This is a genomic window from Turneriella parva DSM 21527 (genome assembly GCF_000266885.1).
In the GTDB taxonomy this organism is placed as follows: domain Bacteria; phylum Spirochaetota; class Leptospiria; order Turneriellales; family Turneriellaceae; genus Turneriella; species Turneriella parva.
Genome location: NC_018020.1, coordinates 1,565,476 through 1,580,445, shown reverse-complemented (window position 1 = coordinate 1,580,445; position 14,970 = coordinate 1,565,476). Strand labels below are relative to the sequence as shown.

Genomic DNA, 14,970 nt, shown 5'->3' with positions numbered 1-14,970 from the left:
CGGATTTTGAACTCCATGGCAATCGCCGACCTTCGCAATCTCGACACCGAAGATCTCAAACGCCGCGCGCAGCATTTTCGTGAACTGGCTCTTGGCCTGGCGTCGCGCGTTCGCTATAGCCGCACGTGGTGGTACGCCGGGGCAGCCGTCATTCTTGGTCTTTCTCTCGCCCGCATCGGCCACTCGGTAGCTCTCTATGCAGTCAGCAAGGCGACGCCATTGCCGCCGGCGAGACAGGCGACTGCAGAGAATACGCAGTCAGAGCAGATGTTTTCAGACCCAACGATCACAGTCGGCGGGGCACTGTTTCAACGCGCCGGTGAGGCCGGTACAGCTGCGGCTGCAGCCGTTGTAGACCAACCTGCAAAACCCTTTAAACTGACGGCCACGCTCGAAGGCAACGCCGAATTTGCCCGGGCACTGATCGAAGTGCAGGGTGAAGGTATTCGTGAATATTGCATGGCCTCGTCATTCTGTAAGCGTAAAGAATGTGAGTGCAATGTGCAATCTGCTTCTGTGGTCTCGATCGCCCAGGAATATATCTGGATTCGCATGGGCCAGGGTCGGTACAAACTAAAGATCGGCCAGTCGACAACCGATTTGGCACAGCAACCGGCAGCAGCAGACCCGAATGCCGCCGCGCCGGCCGCGGTGGCAGGTGGCGGGCAGGTTATCTCGAAAGTCATCTCGCGCGAAGAAGTGAACAAGAATATTTTGGGTAACCCAGCGAAAATCTACGAAGGTGCACAGTTTGGCCCACATCTCGTGAATGGCAAGATTGAAGGTTACAAGATTGCTCGGGTAAATGACGACCACGTCTTTGCCAAGCTCGGCGCAAAAAGCGGTGACATTATCAAGAAGGTCAACGGCTACGGTCTCAACGACACCGAGCGCATGCTCGACCTGTGGAAGGCGATCAAAACTGCGCCTGCTGTAAAGATCGAACTCGAACGCGACGGTAAGCAGATTACCTACGACTTTCAGATACGCAACTAATCGGCGCGCGTAGCGCGCAGATTAGTTGCGTAAGTACCAGAAATGATTCACCGGGCCGTGACCATGGCCCAAAGGCTGAGCGTTTTGCAGCGCTTGGGTTAAGTATGCCTTGGCTTTTCTGCACGCTTCGGAAATTTTCTCGCCCTGCGCGAGATAGGCAGCGATCGAAGCTGAGAGCGTGCAGCCGGTGCCATGCGTTGAATTCGTCTCGACCCGCGGGGCTGAGATTTCCATGAAGGTTTTGCCGTCGTAAAGTATGTCGATTGCGTCGGGCGTGTCGAGGTGGCCACCCTTCATTAAGATGTTACGGGCCCCAAGTGCGAAAAGTTTCTGCGCGGCTGCGCGCATTTCAATTGTGTTCGTGATCTTGATTCCGGTCAGCACCTCTGCTTCGGGCAGGTTGGGAGTGATCAGCGTGGCAAACGGCAACAGCACTTCGCGCATCGCGGCTTCTGCTTCTGGGGCAAGCAATCGATGCCCGCTTTTTGAAACCATAACGGTGTCGATCACCAGATTCGGCAGCTGAAAATCTTTGGTGGCCCGTGCGACAGTCTGAATTATTTCTGAATTCGCCAGCATACCGGTTTTGACGGCAGAGACGTGCAGATCGCCCGAGACGCTCCTGATCTGCGCATAGACAATTTCGGGAGAAAGTATTTCGACTGCATCGACGCCGAGCGTATTCTGCGCCGTGATCGCCGTGATCGCCGTCGTACCATAAACCCCGCAGGCGGCAAAGGCCTTGAGATCTGCCTGTATACCTGCGCCCGCGCTCGAGTCGCTGCCGGCAATACTCAACGCAACGGGTATCATTTCTGGCCTACCTGTGCGGTCGGCACGAGTTGGTAGATCTTGCCTGTTTGCAGCTCGGCGATGACGAGTTCATTGTCTCTCAGGCGGCCGAAGCTCGAAAATAACCCCGGTGCTTGAATCAGCGTTTCTGCACGTGGGTCGGTGACCTGGTAGTCGATTGCGAAGATACGGCCCGATACCGAATCGGCAAAAATGTATTTCTGTTTTAATGTGGCGAGCGCATTGCCCGTATAGACATAACCACCGAGAATTGACTGCCCCACCCCATGGTCGTATTCGTAAAACGGCAACTTCAGATTCTTCTGCATGCAGTTCTTTGCCGGCTTAAAGCAGTGAAAACCTTCCATAAGGTTCCAACCCATATTTTCGCCGCGCCCGACAAAGCTTAATTCTTCATATTCGTTCTGGCCAACGTCGGCGACAATGAGGCGCGCATCGGGAGTGAAGCTGAACCGCCACGGGTTTCTGAGCCCCCATGCGAATATTTCGCGCTTCTCACTGTAGGCGTCGCCGCTTGATTTGAAAAACGGGTTAGAGACAGGAATCTTATACCCGGTTTTTGTGCGGGGGTCGATCCTCAGGATTTTGCCGAGGTGCGAACTGAGGTTTTGCGCATAACCACGGGGGTCACCGCCTGAGCCACCGTCGCCGACACCGATGTAAAGGTAGCCATCGGGCCCGAACTCGAGCATACCCCCGTTGTGGTTGCTATAAGGCTGGCGTACCGAGAGCAATTCTTCAATGTCTGTATTCGCTTTGCTTGAGCCCTCAGCGACATGCACGCGGGCAAGTATCGTGCGCCTGGGTTTGCTGGCCGAATAATAGATGTAGAACGCGCGTGATGTTTTAAAATCGGGCGCGAAGGCCAGCCCGAGCAGTCCCTCTTCGAGCGAACCGTCGTGCACCCTGTCACGAATATCGAGCAACACCTGACCACAGGCGCGTTTGAGGCTCTCTAGGCGAATGATGCCGGGTTTTTCGACAACCGCGTAGGGTTCGATGCAATCGCTCGCAGCGACGGGGTACGCCCCGACATAGACAGGCTGCGTGAATTTGCGGTGAAAGACCGGGCGCAGCTCTATCTTTGAAGTCTTACTGAAAGGCGCGGCGGCAGAGAGTACGCCAACAGCCAGAAAAATTGTGAGCAAGAGATACCGCACCATCGCAGCAATGTATGCAAAAGGCACGCCGGCGGCAAACGCATGAGAGATGTTGGAATCTTCTGAACGGCCATTACGTTGCAAACGCAATACTGCTTGACGCTTTTGTGCGGCGCACAAAAGATGTCCTCACACTTTTTCTGGAGGAACTCATGGAACAACAAATTCAACAAATTGTTAATTTCGCAATCGGTACTGTAAAAGGTCTCGGTGACGCGGCAAAGAGCACGCTGACAACGCTCGAAGCAGAAGTTAAAACCCTGGTCGACAAAGGCGCAGCGGCAAGCGACGAAAACGCACAGAAAATTCGCGCGAACGCAAACGAACTCGTGAGCCGCGTGACAACTATCGTCAACGACGCGGTGAACAACCTGAATGAAGTCACTGCACAGGCGCAGAAACTCGTTCAAGACACAATCGCCAAAGTAAAACCTGCTGATAAATAATAAGAATCAGAGACGCGCGTTCAGCGCGTCTCTGATCTGATTTAGCCTCTTTTCTCTGCCGGCACAAACGGTCTGACCGTACTGCCGTTGTAGATTTGCCGCGGTCGGCCAATTTTCGCCGACGGATTTTCGATCATCTCTTTCCACTGCGCTATCCAGCCGGGCATACGACCCAGGGCAAACATGACCGTGAACATCTCAGTCGGTATGCCGATGGCACGATAGATTATTCCACTGTAGAAATCTACATTTGGGTAGAGCTTACGCTCGACGAAATACTCGTCTTTCAGCGCGGCCTCTTCAAGCTGCATCGCGATTTCGAGCAGCGAATCTTTAACGCCCAGCTTTTGCAGAACTTCGTTGCACGTCTTCTTGATAATTTTCGCGCGCGGGTCGAAGTTCTTATAAACGCGGTGGCCAAAACCCATGAGGCGAAACGACGAGTTCTTGTCTTTCGCCATCTCGACGAATTTTTTGATGTTGCCGCCTTCAGACTGAATGTGCTGCAGCATTTCGATAACCGCCTGGTTCGCGCCGCCATGCAGCGGCCCCCAGAGCGCATTGACGCCGCTCGAAATTGCCGCGAAGACATTCGCGCGCGACGAGCCGACAAGCCGCACGGTGGATGTAGAGCAGTTCTGCTCATGGTCGGCATGCAGAATCAGCAACAGATCGAGGGCACGCTCGACGACGGGGTCAACTTCGTAACGTTCTGCAGGCACCGAAAACATCATCTGTATGAAGTTAGCCACATAGCTGAGCGAGTTATTCGGGTACATAAACGGATGCCCGATCGACTTCTTGTGCGAGAATGCCGCAATCGTCGGCGACTTTGCGAGCAGGCGGTGAATCGAAAGCTCGCGACCGACCGGGTCGAGCGGGTCACTCGCTTCTTTAGTATAAAACCCTGAGAGTGTGTTGATCATCGAGCCGAGTGTCGCCATCGGATGCGAATCTTTGGGGAAACCATCGTAAAGACGCTTGAGGTCTTCATGGATCATCGTGTGGCGCGTAATCGACTCGCGAAATGCGTCGAACTCGGGTTTACGCGGCAGATCGCCATAGATGAGAAGATATGCAACTTCGAGAAACGTTGACTTTTCTGCGAGCTCGGCGATGTCATAACCACGGTAGCGCAGAATACCTTCTTCGCCGTCTAGAAATGTGATACCGCTCAGAGTTGAGCCGGTGTTGACAAAGCCGTCGTCGAGGGTCACTAACCCCGATAGCGCGCGCAATTTTGAAATGTCGATCGCGAGTTCGTTTTCGGTACCCTTAACGACGGGCAGTTCGTACTCTTTGCCTTCGAAGATCAGTTTAGCAGTCTGTCCCATGCAGTCACTACGCAAAGCAAGCCGAGGTTTTCAAGGAAATGTTATACTTTGCATGAACAGGTACGACCGTATGCTGCGCAAACATCATGGACTCCCTACCCCAACGAAAATGTCGAAACGCGTGATTTTGGGGTTTACGCCATTTCTTGAAGTTGAACAAGTGTTCAACATGAGAAAACTCAAAACAACCCTGACTCTTTTTGCATGCCTGCTGCTGGCGGCGCAAAATATGGTCTTCGCACAAAAGAATGCCGCGAAAGATGCGGGCACTATTGCGGCGTCTTCGGCGCCAGCGAGCCTGCCGCCTCGCGGTGAAAATCCTCAACTCGATGCAACTGCGTTTGGCTTCGGCGCCGGCACGTATGGGCAATATGGCTTTCTCGGCGGCCACCTGCAGATCGGTGTTGCCGATTGGTTGCGCCTGCACGGCGGCATCACGGGCTCTCTTCCCGGCGACCAGCCGAGCGGCAGCTTTGCGACATCGAACTATGCATTTTTCTGGATGTTCACCGGCGGCCTCATGTTCACCGGCAGCTATTACAAGAACATCGCCCGCCCGTACACGATGCTCGATCTGACTTACCAATACGACGCGCGCCTGAAAGCCAGCGGCCTCAACGGCGGCATTCGCTTTGGTGTCGACCTCTACATGACACAAGACTGGGCCGTGTATATTGAGGCCGGCGTGAACCTCGCGATGATGCGCGAAGCGCTTGCCCCATACAATGTGGGCGGTGTCGTCGGCGTCGGCGTGCGCACGTTCTTCTGACCCTTTAATTTTCTGCACACGGGGTAATGTCTAAAAGGGCGAGTTTACGCCTGAGCGGCGACTTTTTAGACATCCCCACACTCTATGAAATTTCCAGATACAGATGACCTCGCCGCGCTGTGGCAAAATACCAAAATAGGATTTATCGTTTTACTGGTAGCTTTTCCCCCTTATGTGATCGTCAACCACCTGTTCTACGACCGGCCCGCTGTTAACCTGGCAATCGCCGCCGACTACTGGCTGCCCTTCAACCACACCTGGATTCTCGTCTACGCGATGGTCTATGTCTTTTTATTTCTACCCGTATTCATCGTGCGCGACAAGTTTAGCTTTTATTACGTCGCGAAGGGTTACCTCATGGTGAATTTCATTTCGGTCGCCATCTTTATTGTGATGCCGGCGCGCTACCCAAGACCTGAAATTCTCACACAATCTGAATTCTTGTGGTGGGGCACGGCGCTCAACTACCTGCTCGACAAACCCGTGAATTGTTTTCCGAGCCTGCACGTGGCGAACGCCTTCTTTGCCTCGATGATCGCATACCATTACCGGCCGCGGGTCGGCATCATCGCATGGTTCATGGCGGCGCTCGTTTCTATTTCAACGCTTTACATGAAGCAACATTTTATTGCCGATATCGTCATGGGCTTCGGGCTCTCGTTTGCGATCTACCGCCTCTACTTCAAGCGACGGGCATACCTGCACGGCAACCAGAAGCCGTTACCCGAATATCTGAGTCTCGGCGTCTTGGTGATCTATCTCGGCTTTGTCGTATCGATGTATGTGCTGTTTAAGGCAGGCGTGCAATTGCCGCTAGATAAGATAGTACTGTAAAATTACCGAATTAATGAAACGGGCTCTTTTTCAGAAAATTGTGAGAGCTCATTGCACGTAACAATACGCTGCCTTTTCGGTGTCGCAATCGTCTTCATCACCACAATCGCTACATCTGGCCTCAGCAGCTGAAATACAGGCGCATCATCGGGCATCTTGAGAGCAAGGGGTTCGACAGCAAACTCGACGCTGTGCTCATGTCAACCGATGCTGCCCAGGCCGCGCCGTCTGCGGCGCCAGATTATCCACTCTGCAATTACGATATTGATAAGCCACCCCAGCGCCATCATCGCGTCGCGGCTGTGGCCTGTGGGTGTTGCAACAAGCAGCATGTAGCCAATGTGAGTAAAAACCTGCGTGCCCGCCCCCTGCCCCAATGCATAGGCGCGCAGCATAAATGCGCCATGGCTCTGCAGATTTTTCTTCATGACCGCATAAACACCCGCAAGCAGGCACACCACCATTGCGGGCGCTATGATCAAGCGGTTATAGAACAGCGCGGGGCCGTCGTTCGCCGCCGCGGAATATGTGAGCGTCATGACGAGCCCCGTGATTGCCGAAACAAGGCCCGCTGCGGCGATGAATCTGCCGCTCTGCCTATGCCAGTTGCCGTGTTTCGCGCGAAAGCCCGGCGCAAACTGAAAAGCCCCCGCCAGACAATAGAACAGCGAGGCCGCGATATGCAAAATAACCGGCAGCGGCGCTGCGTGAAACCGCTCATTGTCGGCATTGATTGTTTCGCCACCGGCAAGCGACACCACACGAACAATACCAGCCAGAGACGGCACAAGGCTCAAGATGATAAGCCCCACAATTATATACCTGTCGCGCAGGCCTGGTTGTTTCGTCGCTGAATACATTGCATCTCCCGGGTTGTTTCATGAACCCTTGTTTATATACTACACCGTGTAGTTTACATTGTCAACAATTATTCGCAGACTCCGAAAAAACTGCCGAAGTCACGTGGGCCCATCGCAGGGCGAAAGAAGCCGGCGACAGCATTTGTACTGCCCTGTGCAGTGTGCAATCGGCTGTACGGCGCATTCTGTTGCTCACAAAGGGAAAGCATGCAGGCAGCGGCCCGTGACCTGAAGCGCGACTCTATCCTCATTGCTGCTATCGAAGTTTTCATCGAAGAGGGTTATGACCTCGCCAGCATGGACCGCATCGCCGAACGCGCCGATGCTTCGAAGCGCACGGTATATAACTACTTTGCCAGTAAAGAGCTGCTGCTACAGGCAGTGCTGCAAAAGGTAAACGCCGACTGCAAGGCAACGCCGCGCATCACCTACAACCCGAAGGCGAGCCTTGAGTCACAGCTTGCGGCTTTCGTTGAACAAAAACTCATGAACCTGGCAAACCCGCAATGGGTTGGCATGATGCGCGTGCTGTTCGGAATTCTCGGCCGCAATGACAAGCTGACGCAACAGGTAATTGGCAGCGTGCATGACCCTGACGGCAGCGTGATACCTTTCTTAAAGGCCGCATGCAAAGACAAGCGGCTCAAGATCGACAACTTCGAGCTCGCCTCGGCAGTCTTCGGCTCTCTAATCGGTGGCGGCGTTTGGTGGCCACAGGTATTCTTTGGCGCGCCGAGCTTTGCCCCCGAAGCTGCGTTCAGAAAAGAAATCGTGCGCACATTTCTGGCCCGATACGGTACTGCCTCGGCAAAATAAACGGCGCGGGTGATATTCTGATTTCTGCCCCCCTGTTCAGGGGGTGTCTGGCCTCAAATTGTGGGTAGCCCACGAGGCGCATCAAGAGAATCTGTCGTGTGGAAATTTCCGTTTTTCGCAAACTCAGTGAAGACGACCTGGTCGCTCTGGCGCGTGAACTCTACGAATTGTTGGGGGGCGTAAAGCTCGAACATACCGCGCGCAGTGAAACCTGGCGTCGCGACGAGAATGCCGGCGCTTCGGCCGTCTACCAGATCACCCATGGCTACCATATCGCCGAGAACGGCCAGGGCATCGCGATCATCGTGACGGAAAACTGGGCCGAAACGCACGCAGACGACAGACTCATCGCGAGCGCCTACACCGTGAAAGCCTGCGATGCGGTTGATCTCGTCGTGCAATACAAGAACGGGCAGCTGATCTGCCGCTTTTCGGGCGATGCTGAGGCCGAAACCGAATGCAGCAAACGCGTTCGCCTGAACACTTAACCGGGTGTTACTGCGTCTCCGCCACAGATTTTTTCCACATGCCGTGCAGGTTACACTTTGCAATCACCGTCGCGCCCGGTATTTTAGAAGAGCAAGATGACATGCTATTACAGCAGAAAGTATGCAATTGCGACCTGGTTGGTTTGTGAGTGACCTCACCCCCGCCCCGCTCGGCGCAACCTTCAGTTATCGCCTTACACCCGATGTTTCGGTGGTCGCGGGCGCCATTGCCAAAGGAAGATTTTTCCAGAACAGCCAGGGATTTAGCACCTACTTTTTGCTCGGCGCGGGGTATGACTTCTAACCCCCCAAACAGGGGGATATACAAATTCAATAACTATTGACCGCTGAGAGAAACCCGGCACCAAACCTTATGCATATTGGCATCGTCGAAAACGACTCTGAATTCAGAGACAACCTGCTCTTTACCCTGAAAAAACTTCTGCCAGCGGCAAAGATCGACTGGTGGCAAAGCGCCGAGGGGCTGCTTAAAGAAGACAGCGATAAACTGCCCGAGATTCTGCTGCTCGACGTGATGCTGCCGGGCATGACCGGCATCGACCTCACACGCGAGCTCACGCGCGGCGGCTATGCCGGCAAGATTGTGATTCTGACCAACATGAATTCTGACAGCCTCATTCTCGAAGCGATTGAAAACGGCGCAGTGGGCTATGTGCTCAAATCAGACAGGCGCGAGCTCAAGTCGATCATCGAAACCGTTTTAGCAGGGGGAGCTATACTCACCCCAACGATTGCGCTGAGGGTCATGACGGCGCTCAAATCGCAACGGCATGAATCGCCCGATTTCGGGCTTTCTGAAAGATTGCAACAGGTGCTCGACCTGATGGTCGCCGGCAAAACTATACCGCAGGTCGCGAAGGCACTGCGGCTCAGCGCCACGACGGTGCACGGTTACGTGAAAGACATTTACAAAAAGCTCAATGTGCATAACCGCGCCGAGCTGGTCGGCCGCGTTCACAATAGGGGTTGATCGATTCGCTGCCTGTGCAGATTCGACATGTGTCGTTTTCTGCCAGGCATCTTTTCTCACGTTTATTTTTGAGAAAGCTGATTTTTCTTCTGTTCGGCCTGTTGTTTTCTGCATCGGCAATCGCGGCTTCGGCAACAGAACTGCCGACGATTGACCTGAATGCGGGTGATGCAATCAGGCTGCATGACTATCCGTGGCAGTTTTACTGGAAAAAATTGCTGTCGCCCAAAGATTTCGAAAGCGGCGCGGCAAAACCCGACCTCATCATGCAGCCCGTCACCATCTGGAACCACCAGATTATCGCCGCCGAAGAGTTGGGCTCTTATGGTTACGCCACCTACCGCCTGCGGTGCAGACTCAATGCACACGGCAAACGGGTGGCGCTCAGAATTCCCGCACCGCTCACGAGCTACCGGGTATATGTAAACGGCGAACTCCTGGCAGAAGCGGGCAAGGTCGGTGAAAGCGCCGAAGATTACAAGCCAATGCGGCGTTCGGCGTTGATATTTTTTCGCGCGGCAGACGACAGGCTCGATCTTGTCATTCAAGTCGCAAACTTTCTCGTCTACAAGGGCGGGTTACGGGCGGGTATCGAGATCGGCTACGCATCAGCGATGCAGGCATATGGTATGCGCTACCTCGCGATCGATCTCTTCTGCATCGGGCTCATCTTTGCGATTATGCTCTACCACTTGCTTCTTTTTGTGCTGACGCGAAAAGATTGGGCGATATTTGTATTTGCGCTGCTGGCTCTCAACTATTTCTTGCTTGCCTTCTTGTTCGGTGAGCAGTCGATTAGTCTGTTTTTGCCCGAAGTTGAACTCTCGCTGCATTCACGCATAGCCTCGATCATTGCATACCTCTTGCCACCGCTCGTCATGGAATTTACCGGGCGGCTTTATGCGGGCACTATCGGCGCGCGTCTGCGACTGATTTTCTGGGCGAACGCGGCGATATTCGTGGTGCTTGCAGTATTTTTATCCCCGGTATATTTTATGCGCTATAACGTATTTTATTACGGCGGCGTCGGCGGTCTGACCGCGATCATCTGTATGCGCAGCGCGATCATCGCCATACGCGCGCGTCGACCCGGTTCGAGATTACTCGGCACGGGGTTGCTCTTTCTCTTTGCGCTCACTATCTATGCGGTTTATCTCTTTGCGACGCATACGGTAGCCGGCAGTTTTCTCTCTATGGGATTCGCGCTCTTTGCGCTCTTTCAGTCGGGCTCGCTGGCTCACGCGCACGCCGCTCTCGAAAGCCACAACAGCGACATGCACGAACGGCTCGAGAGCAGCCGCAAAGCACTCGAGAGCCAACGAAAACAAATTGAGGCCAATCTTCACGACAGCCTCGGCGGCAACCTGACGGACATCAAGCTGGGGCTTGAGGCGCTGGTGAAAGATATGCGCGCGCGGGGGATTAAAAAAGACATTCAGCGGCTCGACCACCGCGTGGCGGGTACCATTGCTTCGCTGCGCACCGAACTCTTGTTTCTCGAAGACCTTCAGCTGGCTATGGACGACTTTATTTCAGGCATCAACCTGATATTGCTGCGCCGTTACCAGATGGCGAAACGACCGGTCGATATTCGTATCTCGAACAAGACCCGCGAAGAAGGGGCGAATATAGAGCGCAGGGCACTACTCACTAATGAAGTGAAGCTCGAACTTTGTATGATGCTGCAAGAGCTCTGCAACAATAACCTTAAATATGGCGCCGGCAGCGCTGTCTGGCAAATTGAGATGAATGCCGCCGGTCTCGAAATCTCGCTCACCGGAAAATCAAAAGCCCGCAAGAACCACAGCGGCAAAGGCGCTGAAACACTTCGCAGACGTGCTGAAAAAACCGGCGCCACATTCGAAGAGACTTCGGTCTCGAATAGCTACAAAGCGGCGATACGGGTAAAATTTTAAGAAACGCCGGCTTTCGCAGCTTCCATGACGCCGCCAACTTTGAAGAGGGCATACTTTTCTTCGCCCAGAAGCTGGCTGACGTCTTTTAACAGTGCCTTATCATACTTCACGCAAAAACTCGAGTGCGCCTTGATCGATTGCAACGGGCCTCCCTCGACCTCGCGCCAGTATAGATAAACCGGATTATTGCCGGAATATTTGCGCAGTGTTGTTTTCACCTTGCCAATCATGGCTTCGAGATCGGCGGCGGTTTTGACATTTAGGTAGAGATGCAATGACTTATCGACCCGCTCGCTGAACTTCGTCTCGGGCACCACGCCCGCGAGCGAATAATTCATGGTCGTCACTTCTTCTTCACGAAAAGCCTGCACGCGAATGTCGAAGATGGCACAACTGTTTTCATTGATGAACGGTTTGACCTGCTCAAACATATTCTGAAAAATACGCACTTCAATCTGGCCCGTCTTGTCGGTAATTTTCAGCAGATAAAATGCACCGCGTTTAGAGGTGACAGTTCGCAGCGAATCGACCACACCCAAAACCGAAACCCGGCGATCTTTAGACGAGCCGTCGTCGAGGTCGGCGATTTTGGTGAGGCGCATATGCGATGCCATCTCATCAAACCGGTCGAGCGGATGCGAGGTAAGGTAGAGGCCCAGAGTTTGCTTTTCTTTAAGCAGCTTTTCTTCATCAGAGAACTCGGCGGTATTTTGTATCTGCAGCCGCGCGGCCTCTTCTTCTGTGCCGCCAAAAAGCGATACCTGCCCTGATGATTTATCGAGCTGCGCCGATGACGCGAACTTCAGAATTTCATCGGCCGAAAGCACGATCGCAGCGCGGTTATAGCCCAGCGAATCGGTTGCACCCGAGAAGGCCAGCGCGTCGAGCAGGCGGCGATTGAGCGTTTTGGTGTCGAGCGATTCGGCAAAGTCGGCGAGGGTCTTGAACCTGCCGCCCAGGGCTGCGCGCGCTTCGACGATCGCCTTCGCCGGAGCTTCGCCGAGACCCTTGATTCCCAAGAGACCAAAACGAAGTCGCTTATCGTCGAGAATCGTGAAATACACGTCTGACTCATTGACATCGGGGGGCAGAACCTCGATGCCGAGTTCTTTTGCGTGGTTGATGTAGCCGATAATCTTGTCGGTGTCGCCGATGTCGGCATCCATCGAAGCCTTTAAGAATTCAATTGTGTAGTTCGTCTTGAGGTATGCAGTCTGGTAGGTGATTAATCCGTAGGCGGCCGAGTGAGACTTGTTAAAGCCGTATTTCGCAAATTCGGCCATGTTGTCGAAAAGTTCTGTCGACCACTTCTCTTGAAAAGATTTCTCTTTCGCACCGGTAACAAACTTTGCCTTCATCTTCGCCATTTCTTCGGCGTTCTTCTTGCCCATCGCTTTTCTGAGCGTATCGGCTTCGGCGAGAGTGAAGCCGCCGATAATCTGCGACGCAAGCATAATCTGCTCTTGATAGACAAACGTGCCATACGTGTCGCGCAGAATCGGTTCAAGCGAAATATGCGGATACTCGAGTTTCATCTCGCCGTTCTTGCGCTTAACGTAACTTTCGGTCATGCCCGACTCAAGCGGGCCTGGGCGGTAGAGCGCGATAATCGCCACGATATCTTCGAATGCCTTGGGCTTTGCCTGCATCAAGAGCTTCGTGATACCCGTGCTTTCAACCTGAAAGATGCCCCGGGTTTTGCCCTGCGTCAGCAGCTGGTAGGTTTTGGTGTCGTCGAGCGGTAGCCGCGACATGTCGAGAACGACGCCGTGCCGGCGCTCAATCTCTTTGACGCAAGTTTGAATTACTGTGAGGTTTTTCAAACCGAGAAAGTCCATCTTGACAAGGCCGACTTTCGGCAAGAGCGTCATGTCGTACTGGGTAACGATTGAATCGGTCTTCGAATCTTTTGCGAGCGGCACGATCTCATCGAGCGGTTGCGGCGCGATCACGACGCCGGCTGCGTGCTTACCCGAGTTGCGTGGCATGCCCTCGAGCGTTTGCGCGATGGCATAGAGCTGCCGTTCTTTGTCGCCTTGGTCGAAGTATTTCTTGATCTCGGGCGTGGCTGCAACTGCGTCTTTGAGCGAAATGCCCGGTGTATCGGGCAGGTTTTTTGAGAGCGCATTGATAATCTGGTAGTCGATGCCGAGCACCCGCGCGACGTCTTTGATCACGGCCTTGGCCGAGAGGGTACCGAAGGTAATAATCTGCGAAACATGGTCTTCGCCATATTTATCGACCACGTAGCGTATCACCTCTTCGCGGCGGTCACGGCAGAAGTCGACATCGATATCGGGCATCTCTTTGCGCGACGGATTCAGAAAGCGCTCGAACAGCAGGTCGTACTTTAGGGGGTCGAGATCGGTGATGCCGAGCGAGTAGGCCACCAGCGAGCCGACGGCAGAACCACGGCCCGGGCCAACCGGAATACCGTTACGCTTTGCGTAGTTTATGAAATCCGCGACGATCAGAAAATAACCCTCAAAGCCCATGTTCTTGATGACATCGAGCTCGTACTGCAGTCGTTCGCGGTGTTTCGCCGAGACGTTGCCGTCGAAGCGGCGCGAAAGCCCTGCAATCGTTTCAGCCACAAGAAAATCGCCGAGCGACATACCGGGGGGAATCTTAAAATCTGGCAGAAGCGGTGCCCCGAACTCGAAATCAAAATTGCACATCTCGGCGATTTCGAGCGTGTTGGTGAACGCCTGCGGCAGCTCGGGGTAAAGCAGCGCCATTTCAGCCGGAGATTTGACATAAAACTCGTCGTTGAAACCAAATTCGAGTGGGTCGGTAATCTTCTTGTTCATCTGAATGCGCAGCATTACCTCTTGCGCCTTCTGGTCATTGCGCGTGAGAAAGTGCGAGTCATTCGTGAGCACGAGCGGTATGTTCAATGCCCGCGATATATCTGCTGCACCCCTGGCAACCTCGATCTGCTCGGGTATACCGTGGTTCTGAATCTCGAGAAAGAAGTTACCCTGCCCAAAGATTTCATTGAGGCGGCCCGAAAGCTCTTTCGCCTTATCCATCTGCTGGCGGTAGATGAGGCGATTGACTTCGCCGGCAAGGCAGGCAGTTAACCCGACCAGACCTTCTGAATGCTGCGCGAGCAATTCATAGTCGATGCGGGGTTTGTAATAGAGGCCTTCGGTGTACGCTTTCGATGCAAGCTTCGTGAGGTTTTTATATCCTGCTTTGTTTTTCGCGAGCAGAATCAAGTGGTATGCGCGGCCGTCGACGAGGTCTTCTTGGTTGCGCTTTTCAAAGCGGCTACCCGGTGCAACGTATGCCTCGTAGCCGATAATCGGTTTCACACCCTCTTTTTTGGCGGCTTCGTAAAATTCGATCGCACCAAACATATTGCCGTGGTCAGTAACGGCAACCGACTTCATACCGAGCTCTTTGACCTTTTTGACTAAATCGGTTGGGCGAATCGCGCCATCGAGCAACGAATACGTTGAATGCAAATGCAAATGCGCGAAGTCGTTTTCAGCCATAACAATTTGGAAAGCGCGGTGCAGCGGGCACCGCGATACACCGTTCA

At 53.7% G+C, this 14,970-nt stretch carries 14 protein-coding genes; 9 read left to right on the top strand and 5 right to left on the bottom strand.

Going from position 1 to position 14,970, the window contains the following annotated elements:
* Positions 1–15 precede the first annotated feature (15 nt).
* On the top strand, positions 16–996 hold the full coding sequence (locus tag TURPA_RS21600) for a PDZ domain-containing protein (protein ID WP_014802737.1): 981 nt from the start codon (positions 16–18) through the stop codon (positions 994–996).
* A 21-nt stretch (positions 997–1,017) separates the two neighbouring features.
* Here the strand turns inward: TURPA_RS21600 and thiD are convergent, their stop codons facing one another.
* Positions 1,018–1,809: a bifunctional hydroxymethylpyrimidine kinase/phosphomethylpyrimidine kinase gene (thiD, locus tag TURPA_RS07715; protein ID WP_014802736.1), complete on the bottom strand. Its 792-nt coding sequence runs from the start codon at positions 1,807–1,809 to the stop codon at positions 1,018–1,020.
* Positions 1,806–2,972, bottom strand: a complete 1,167-nt coding sequence (locus tag TURPA_RS07710) for a PQQ-dependent sugar dehydrogenase (RefSeq protein WP_014802735.1) — start codon at positions 2,970–2,972, stop codon at positions 1,806–1,808. The genes thiD and TURPA_RS07710 overlap by 4 nt, the downstream gene beginning before the upstream one ends.
* Positions 2,973–3,121: 149 nt before the next feature.
* Here TURPA_RS07710 and TURPA_RS07705 point away from each other — a divergent pair, with 149 nt between their 5' ends.
* Positions 3,122–3,415 (top strand): phasin-related domain-containing protein, encoded by a 294-nt coding sequence (locus TURPA_RS07705; RefSeq protein WP_041948389.1) that lies wholly within the window; start codon positions 3,122–3,124, stop codon positions 3,413–3,415.
* A 41-nt stretch (positions 3,416–3,456) separates the two neighbouring features.
* On the opposite strand, the gene TURPA_RS07700 is transcribed toward TURPA_RS07705, so the two are convergent.
* The gene (locus TURPA_RS07700; protein ID WP_014802733.1) at positions 3,457–4,749 is read right to left on the bottom strand and encodes a citrate synthase; all 1,293 of its coding nucleotides are present in this window, start codon (positions 4,747–4,749) and stop codon (positions 3,457–3,459) included.
* Between the two features lie 169 nt (positions 4,750–4,918).
* On the opposite strand from TURPA_RS07700, the gene TURPA_RS07695 reads away from it, so the two are divergent.
* Positions 4,919–5,518, top strand: coding sequence for a hypothetical protein (locus TURPA_RS07695; protein WP_041948388.1), 600 nt, complete (start codon positions 4,919–4,921; stop codon positions 5,516–5,518).
* Between the two features lie 84 nt (positions 5,519–5,602).
* The gene (locus TURPA_RS07690) at positions 5,603–6,352 is read left to right on the top strand and encodes a phosphatase PAP2 family protein (protein WP_014802731.1); all 750 of its coding nucleotides are present in this window, start codon (positions 5,603–5,605) and stop codon (positions 6,350–6,352) included.
* Positions 6,353–6,552: 200 nt separating this feature from the next.
* On the opposite strand, the gene TURPA_RS07685 is transcribed toward TURPA_RS07690, so the two are convergent.
* Complete coding sequence (locus TURPA_RS07685; protein WP_014802730.1) at positions 6,553–7,212, bottom strand: DUF2306 domain-containing protein; 660 nt, start codon at positions 7,210–7,212, stop codon at positions 6,553–6,555.
* 207 nt (positions 7,213–7,419) lie between these two features.
* Here TURPA_RS07685 and TURPA_RS07680 point away from each other — a divergent pair, with 207 nt between their 5' ends.
* The 5 genes from TURPA_RS07680 to TURPA_RS07660 all read left to right on the top strand — a co-directional run bounded on the left by TURPA_RS07680 (position 7,420) and on the right by TURPA_RS07660 (position 11,423).
* Positions 7,420–8,028: a TetR/AcrR family transcriptional regulator gene (locus TURPA_RS07680; protein WP_014802729.1), complete on the top strand. Its 609-nt coding sequence runs from the start codon at positions 7,420–7,422 to the stop codon at positions 8,026–8,028.
* A gap of 98 nt (positions 8,029–8,126) precedes the next feature.
* Complete coding sequence (locus TURPA_RS07675; protein ID WP_014802728.1) at positions 8,127–8,516, top strand: hypothetical protein; 390 nt, start codon at positions 8,127–8,129, stop codon at positions 8,514–8,516.
* A gap of 121 nt (positions 8,517–8,637) precedes the next feature.
* On the top strand, positions 8,638–8,820 hold the full coding sequence (locus tag TURPA_RS07670) for a hypothetical protein (protein ID WP_014802727.1): 183 nt from the start codon (positions 8,638–8,640) through the stop codon (positions 8,818–8,820).
* 69 nt (positions 8,821–8,889) lie between these two features.
* The gene (locus tag TURPA_RS07665) at positions 8,890–9,507 is read left to right on the top strand and encodes a response regulator transcription factor (protein ID WP_014802726.1); all 618 of its coding nucleotides are present in this window, start codon (positions 8,890–8,892) and stop codon (positions 9,505–9,507) included.
* Positions 9,508–9,575: 68 nt separating this feature from the next.
* On the top strand, positions 9,576–11,423 hold the full coding sequence (locus tag TURPA_RS07660; RefSeq protein WP_157210437.1) for a 7TM diverse intracellular signaling domain-containing protein: 1,848 nt from the start codon (positions 9,576–9,578) through the stop codon (positions 11,421–11,423).
* Here the strand turns inward: TURPA_RS07660 and dnaE are convergent.
* Positions 11,420–14,923 (bottom strand): DNA polymerase III subunit alpha, encoded by a 3,504-nt coding sequence (dnaE, locus tag TURPA_RS07655; RefSeq protein WP_014802724.1) that lies wholly within the window; start codon positions 14,921–14,923, stop codon positions 11,420–11,422. The genes TURPA_RS07660 and dnaE overlap by 4 nt on opposite strands.
* Between the last annotated feature and the right edge of the window lie 47 nt (positions 14,924–14,970).